This window comes from Paraburkholderia sp. (genome assembly GCF_026225065.1).
Taxonomy (GTDB): Bacteria; Pseudomonadota; Gammaproteobacteria; order Burkholderiales; family Burkholderiaceae; genus Paraburkholderia.
On record NZ_JAMFSB010000228.1, the window covers coordinates 1 to 7,572 of the forward strand.

Annotated in this window: 4 protein-coding genes; 1 reads left to right on the plus strand and 3 read right to left on the minus strand. The window is 63.2% G+C overall.

Going from position 1 to position 7,572, the window contains the following annotated elements:
- Window positions 1–799: 799 nt before the first annotated feature.
- Window positions 800–1,018, minus strand: a complete 219-nt coding sequence (locus M0954_RS16745; RefSeq protein WP_297354349.1) for a hypothetical protein — start codon at window positions 1,016–1,018, stop codon at window positions 800–802.
- A 321-nt stretch (window positions 1,019–1,339) separates the two neighbouring features.
- On the opposite strand from M0954_RS16745, the gene M0954_RS16750 reads away from it, so the two are divergent.
- A complete protein-coding gene (locus M0954_RS16750) occupies window positions 1,340–2,806 on the plus strand; it encodes an alkaline phosphatase family protein (RefSeq protein WP_297354351.1) in 1,467 nt (488 codons plus the stop codon).
- Window positions 2,807–2,873: 67 nt separating this feature from the next.
- Here M0954_RS16750 and acpA read toward each other — a convergent pair whose 3' ends face one another.
- Together acpA and M0954_RS16760 are read right to left on the minus strand one after the other, a co-directional pair.
- Window positions 2,874–4,625, minus strand: a complete 1,752-nt coding sequence (gene acpA / locus M0954_RS16755; RefSeq protein ID WP_297354353.1) for an acid phosphatase — start codon at window positions 4,623–4,625, stop codon at window positions 2,874–2,876.
- A gap of 674 nt (window positions 4,626–5,299) precedes the next feature.
- Window positions 5,300–7,572: DUF3772 domain-containing protein (locus M0954_RS16760; protein WP_297354356.1), on the minus strand; the 2,273-nt coding region annotated here is incomplete at its 5' end.

The following is a 7,572-nucleotide window of genomic DNA, read 5'->3' on the forward strand; positions in this document are numbered from 1 at the left end:
GCTGATCTTCTCGGCTCTCGTTGTGGTTACGGTGGCGCTCCGCTGTTGAGGCTTGCTCGCTACCAGACGAGTGAGCCCGGGCCGCTAACAGGCCGCGCGGGTAATTCGTTCTGCAGATACTTGAAATGCGCACACGGATACTCGCCTACCATCTCACTCGAGTGCTGAGAATCCTAGGATTCAAGAAGACGATGAAGGCAATGCGGCGGGTGGGTGCGTGAGCACCCGTAGGTCCTGAAACAAAGCCCTTAATCTCGTCTAAAACGCATCGAAGAGGCTCACCTTCTTGTTGTCGCCGTGATGGCCGCAACTGCAGCGAAATGCGCCGCTGGGGTCAGCGGTCATGCGTCGCATTGTAATTTCGTCGGGTCTCCACACATCTGGTTCGAATTCGATGGGCACGGAGGCTCAGGCACGCGGCGCACGCAGTGCGGCACTTCCGCAGCACAGAGAAGCGTCAGTGCTACGCCAGAGATCAGCGGCCGAAAGCCTTATCCGTTCGCAGTGCCGAGTTTTTCACAAACCGCTTCGGCAGGCAGCGCAAAGGCGCAGTAACCCCAGCCGAAACCTTATGCCGAAAACCACACGGCCCAATGGGCAGACAGGATCGGCGAAGTGAGGTTGGTGTCGGGCTGATCCATGGCTGACACCGTCCTGTCCGATAGAAATAACGACGGATTTTTGAACAGCGACGTAAAGAAATCAGGTCGGCACGCGGCCGGCGCTGCACCGGGAACCAACCGTCGACGGCCATACGAAGATTCAATTCAACGTGCGGCAGTCGCCGTAGCCGCTGCCATTACACCAGTGCCGACATGCTGGGCTCGGTCATGTAGAGGTCGTATGCTCGTTTTCCGTCGGCACGAGCGTCCATTGCTGAACCGAATGCTTTCTCACTATACGCGACCACTTTCTTGCCCATGCCGTGCACTCGGTCGATCGTGATCGCCCATTGCCAGCCACCATCCTGCTCGAACACGTGAAGCGTCAAATTGGGCAAACAGCGCGGATTCGTCATATGTACCTCCGCAGATAGGGAACCGGATTGGCACAAAGGCCATGGTCCTGCTCGAATGAGCATAGACGAGAAATGCTGCAACGCAACATTATATTTTTACGAAGATATTCTGGCCTTGCCGTGGTTCCGAGTTTAGTTGCGTGCCCTGGCGCGCTATCTGCACCGCCTTGTCAACGAGACAGCAAGCAATTGGCCGCGCCGGGAATGAAGGAAGACCTCTTCAGGTCCGGACGGCCGGGTGCAGCGGGGCTACTTCGTGGCGTCGGTCACACAACGATCACGCAAGCGCCGTACTTTGCGAAGTTCGTAAAGGAGACGGCCATGGCAAACAAGCTCGGAAAAATCGATCACATCGTGTATCTGATGCTGGAAAACCGTTCCTTCGACCAGATGCTTGGTTTCCTCTACAGCGACACTGGGAACCGTTCCCCGCTCGGCCACGCGTTCGACGGCCTCACCGGCAACGAATCGAATCCCGACGACACGGGCCGCGAGATCGAGGTCTACCGCATCCAGGCCAGCGACCCGCATCCGTACCTGATGCCTGGCGCGGACCCCGGCGAAGGTTTCTATAATACGAACTACCAGCTTTTCTCAACCGACGACCCTGCTCCCGGCGCCGTGCCGGACAACCGCGGTTTCGTGCTGAACTTCAAGTCGGCGATCGCCTCGGATCTCGCGAAGCACTACAAGGACTCGCTGCCCGGCACCCAGCCTTCGCAGTTGATGGCCATGTACACATCTGAGCTGCTGCCGGTGCTATCGGGGCTCGCGCGCGGTTATGCCGTGTGCGACGCATGGTTTGCGTCCGTGCCCACCATGACTATGCCGAACCGTGCGTTCGCACTCGCGGGCACCTCGCAAGGCCATCTCGACGACCTCGTCAAGATCTTCACGTGCCCGAGCATCTTCGGCCGCATGTCAGACCTCGGAGACGCGAAGGTCGACTGGGCGATCTTCGGCTACAACCGCGAGCCGCTCACGCGCCATGACTTCCCCGACGTGCAGCACGCCGACGAGCATCACTTCGGCCACTTCCGCGATTTCCAAGCGCTCGCCGCGAGCGGAAAGCTGCCCGCGTTCACGTTTCTTGAGCCGAGCTGGGACGCAACCGGCAACAGCCAGCATCCGAACTACGACGTCGCGGCCGGTGAGCAGCTTATCCACGACACCTATTACGCTCTGCGCAACGGCAAGGCCTGGCGCTCGACGCTGCTCGTGATCACCTACGACGAGCACGGCGGCAACTACGATCACGTTGCGCCGCCGTCGAGCGCCACGCCGCCCGGCGATGGCACGGTTGGCGAATACGGCTTCGACTTCACGCGCTTCGGCCTGCGCGTGCCAGCCGTGCTCGTCTCGCCGCTAATCGAGGCGGGCACCGTGTTCCGCGCGCCGAAGGGACAAACGATCGACCATACGTCGGTGCTGAAGACCATTCACGAGCGCTGGGGCACGAAACCGCTCACGAAACGCGACGCGGCCGCGCCGTCGCTTGGCGACGTACTCACGCTCGACAAGCTGCGCGATGACGATCCGCTCGCGAACGTCGCAGTGCCGGTTTCGAGCCCGCATCACCAGAACGCGTCGACGCCTTCCCGGCTCGACCGCCTGCATGCGGCCCGCGTCGCCGCGCTGCCGGTTCGCAACGAGAAAGGCCATTACGAGACGGAGCCGGACCCGTTGCCCGCTTCGAGCGCCGAGCTCACGAACTTCATCCGCGACCGCTCGGCCGCGTGGAGCCAGCACATCCAGCGGCAGCGCAGCCGGCGCGGTGGCGGGCACTGAACGAAAGGACGCGCGCCGCGAAAGCCACAGCAGGCGGCGCGCTGCAACGGCGCCGCTTCCGCTCGCATTACGCGCCGAAGGTCAGTGTGTGCGTGAGATCGCCCATCGGCGTTTGTCCGCGCACGCGCATCGCGTCGTCGCGCAGCTTTAGACCGTCGAGCGTCTCGAGCCCGAACACACGCGTGACGAGGCGAAGGATCGAGCCCGTGTCGTAGACCGTATGGTCGACGTATCCCTTCTTCGCGAACGGTGAGACGACGAGTGCCGGCACCCGCGTACCTGGCCCCCACCGGTCACCCTTCGGCGGCGCGACGTGGTCCCACCAGCCGCCGTTCTCGTCCACGGTCACAATCACGACCATGTTCTGCCACTGCGGGCTCGCGCGCAGCGCCTTGACCGCATGCACGATGTGGCGGTCGCCCGAGGCGACGTCAGCATAACCCGCGTGCATGTTCAGGTTGCCCTGCGGTTTGTAGAACGTGACGGCGGGCAGACGTCCCGCGCGTGCATCGGCGAGGAAGCGGTTCGTGCTCTCGTCGTCGCCGAGGCCGCCGTCGCGCAGACGCTTCGCCCGGGCCTCGGCGCCCGGCCCGAGATTGCGGTAGTAGTTGAACGGCTGATGGTGATACTGGAAGTTCGGGATCACCGGCGTGCCGTTCGTGAGGTTCGCGCCGTGGCGATCGAGCGTCTCCTGGAAGGCGCCCGCATACCAGGCCCATTCGACGCCGCGCCGGTCGAGCTTGTCGCCGATGTGCTCGTGGGTCTGCGGCGGCACGGCCATAGCGTTTGCATCGAGCCGGAAATCGACGACGCCATCCGGACCGGGTGTGAGTGGCGTCGGCGCGTACGGCGGCATCATCGTGTTGACGGCGTAACTCAGCGTCGCTCCGTTGGCGAGCGTCTCGGGCGGCGTGAGCGCGCTAGGACCGAACTTCGGGATGCCGTCCTTCGCGCTTGGCGGCGAAGCCGACAGCGGCTTCAGGTTCGGGTCGTCAGGTCGTCCGCTCACGGTCTCCGCGATCTGGAACTTCGCGATACTCTCGCGCGGATTTGCATAGCGTGGCGGCGTGGCCGCAGCGAGATACTGGTGATTGAGAAACGACCCGCCGAACGCGCCCTGGAAGAAATTGTCGCACAGCACGTATTCGCTTGCGAGATCCCACATGCGCAGGTCGTAGCTCGTATTCGCGTAGTGGCCCATCGTGAAGCCGGCGGAATCGGCCCAGGCGACGAACATGTCGTTGCGGCCGCCGTTGATCTGCATCTGGTTCTGATAGAACACATGCCACAGGTCGTGCGTGACAAGCGAGAGCGGCAGGTTTTCGCCGCCTGGGCCCTTGAGCGCGAACGGCGCGTTCGGCAGGTTGGTCTGGTATTGCTGCCCGGCACGGTAGCTTACGCCGTCGGTGACCTGATCCTTGTGCAGCCAGCCGCCCGGCACGGCCGGCAGATACGGCAAGACGGTCTTGCCGTCACGATCGCGCTGCAGGTAGTCACCAGGTTTCAACGACGACAGCGGCTTCTCGACGCCGGGGAAGTCGCCAAACAGGTTGTTGAAGCTGCGGTTTTCGGCATAGATCACGACGATCGTCTTCACATTCTCACGCAGTGCGGCATCGAGTTCGGCGCCGGCGAGGCCGCGCGCGGTGCGGCCGTCGCCCGTGTTTCCGGGCGCCGCGCAGCCGGCAAGGCCACCGCCAACGGTGAGCGCCGCAAGGCCGCCGAGAAACGTGCGCCGGCCGGGATTCGGGGCGGGTGGCGTTTCCTGCACTTCAGTCGATTGTGGGGATTCAACGGACGGGTCTTCATTCTTTGTCATGCCGTTTCCTTCTTGTCGTGATCGGGCCAAAGGCGAGGGGTGCCCCGGGAAAAGCGCGGGCTGGAACCGAGACCGTCGGGCCCGCGCCGCTTCAGATGGTAGCGTTCAGGTGGAGCGTTTGAATGACGGATCGATGACAGGTCAGCCACGCATCGAAAGAGATGCCAAAACGCGCAAGGCGCAAGGCCGTCCGAGTCGCGGTGGGAAGGGCGAGTCGCACTACATCGGTACAGCGATCGGGTCGGTCGCTTTCGGCCGTTCGCAAACTTTTCTCATTTTTTAAGCAAAAACGACAAGCGACTTCGGCTGTTCAGCATCGGTCCGGGGACGGTCATCAAGAGACCTTCGCCTGACCGACTGTGGGAACACTCCAGTGGCTCCTTCGCCCTGATATCGACCATTCATCCGCATGCGTGCGTCGTTAGTTGGTCGACCGAAGCGGCCGTTCGCGGTGAGCGTCAGGAACCACGGCTAAGCCACTTCAGAAATGCGGAAGATTGGTAGTTTTCTGGTGATCCGCCTCAGGCGCTCTCAAAGTCAAAGGGTACTGGAGCTCAGACCTTCCCCCGCTGGTATTCACTGTGCAGACGAACTGCCGTCGGCGAGTTCTAAACATTCGCCGCACCAGCCGCTGCTCTGCCTTTTTATCAGCAAGTCGACAGCGCCGCGCTGACTCATGCTCCAGGATGCGGCACGTTCTGGATCATCATCATCTGCGGCGTTGACAGCGTGATTTCCGCCACGCGCAGCCGCTTCAGGATCTCGAACAGCAGTTCGCTCTTCGTCGAGCCCGAAATGCGAGGGCTGCTGACATAGCCCGTCACGCTGAGAGTGATACCGTCCGGCGTCAACTGGCTAAACGTCACCGAAGGCGTGGGCTTGTCGAGAATCGCGGGGTTTTCCTGATACGCGCTGAGCAGAATGTCGCGAATCTGTTCGGGGTCGGTGTTCAGCGGGAACGTCAGCATCAGCGTCGCGACGCCCTGCGTGCTGTTGCCCATCGTCACGTTGCGCAGATTCTGCGAGATCAGCTGGGAGTTCGGCACGATCACGGTGGACCGGTCACTCAGCTGGATTTCCGTCGCGCGCACGTTGATGCGACGAATGTCGCCCTCCACGCCGCTGATGCTGATCATGTCGCCGACCTTCACGGGCCGTTCCGTCAGCAGAATCAGGCCTGACACGAAGTTCTTAACGATCTCCTGCAGCCCGAAACCGATCCCCACCGACAGGGCGCTTACGATCCAAGCGAGGTTGCTCCACTTGACGCCGAGCAGGGACAGGATCAGTAGCACCAGCACAACGTAGCCGAGGTTGCTGAACAGCGTCACGAGCGACATGCGCATGCCCGGGTCCATCCCGCTCTTCGGCAGCAGTTCCGCATCCAGCCAGCGGCGCACGCTGCGCAGCAGATAGACGCCGACCACCAGCGCGATCGCCGCGTTCAGGATGTGGCTCGGCACGATGTTCAGGCGGTGCAGCCGCTCCGCGCCGAACGCGTTGAGCAGGCTGTTCAGCAGATCGCTGGGTGTCGTGCCGAAGCCGCCGGTGAAGAGCGCGAACACCGCGATCAGCACGAGCAGGCTCGTGCCGACGCCCGACAGGATCGTCGAGACCTGATCGAGATGCATGTCGCCGAGGCCGAACAGATGCTTGATCGCCTGACCGCTCGCGTGATGCGCGGAGAAGAAGCTCTCGCACGCATCTTTGGTGATCTGCGTCAGCAGGTAGAGGCTGCACAGCACGATGTCGAACCACACCAATTCGTATGTGAGGAACCGCGCGATCGAGATGTAGCCGATCAGCAGCGCGCCGAACGACACCACGACGGTCAGCGTGACACCCGCGTGGATCAGGCCCGCGAGCGTGGAACGCGCTTCGGGCGGCTCGCCCGCGGCGGCCAGCGTCGAGCGGACCCGGTTCGAGCGCACCAGCGACAGGCCGATGGTCAGCACCACGACGAGCGACACGATGCCGCGGCCAAACAGCGTGACCTGCAGGCTGGTGTCGACGGTGCGGTTCAGCTGTTCGAGTGCGCCCGACAGCAGCAGCAAGCCCGCGAGCGACGAGACGAACGGCTTCATCGACAGCGCGACCGGATCGGCGATGGCCGGTAGACGCCACGTCGGATGCCGCGTGCACAGCAGCGCACGGCCGAGGCCGACGATCAGAGCGCTGGTCATCGCGAGTTTGGCAAGCGCCTCAGCGAGTTCGTCCAGCGATGGTGGAAGCTCCGCATGGCGCGTCAATGCGTAGTACACGAGTTGCACGGCGATGGCCGTCGCGAACACGGTGGCGAGCGTCGTCGATAGTGCGAACGCACTGCGCCGCAGCCGGCCCTCGGGCAACCGGTGCAGGCACAGGTAGGCCATTCCCCGCTCTGCCAGTTGGCGCCCCACGATCCACACCACGAGCGCGAGCACCAGAAGCAGCACGGTGACCGCCTTCTGCCCCGGCTGCCAGACCGCCTTCAGCACCGGCGAAACTTCTTCGCCGAATGCGCGCAGACGCTCCTGGTCGTCCGGGTTCGGCTGGAACAGCGGCGCCCAGAACTGCGCGCCGAAAATACTGCCGGAACGGAACGCGAGCTGGTTTTTCATCAGTCCGTGTCCGAGCCGCGCGATCTGTCCGGTCAGGTTGACGAGATTGGCCTTGCTGTCGCTGGCCTGCTTGAGCTCGGCGTCGAGCTGCGCCTTGCGCGTGTCGAGATCGGTGCGCTGCTCAGCGACCGCGGGCGCTTCCGGCGTGGCGCCCGCGACCGGCGGCGGACCAAGCACACCGAGCTGCGCCTGCAGTTGCGCGCGCTGGGGCAGCAGCGCCGCGATCAGCTTGTCGGTGTCCTCGCCCAATTGCTTCGTGGCATCGTCCAACTCGGACAGTTGCTTGAAACTCGTCGCGGTCGAGGCTTGTTGCTTGATGTGGTCCTGCGCGCCCTGCAGGCGTTTCA

Bases quoted from the DNA above. Each gene is read 5' to 3' on its own strand.
- M0954_RS16750 (WP_297354351.1), top strand. From the start codon at position 1,340: ATGGCAAACAAGCTCGGAAAAATCGATCACATCGTGTATCTGATGCTG.
- M0954_RS16745 (WP_297354349.1), bottom strand. From the start codon at position 1,018: ATGACGAATCCGCGCTGTTTGCCCAATTTGACGCTTCACGTGTTCGAG.
- acpA (WP_297354353.1), bottom strand. From the start codon at position 4,625: ATGACAAAGAATGAAGACCCGTCCGTTGAATCCCCACAATCGACTGAA.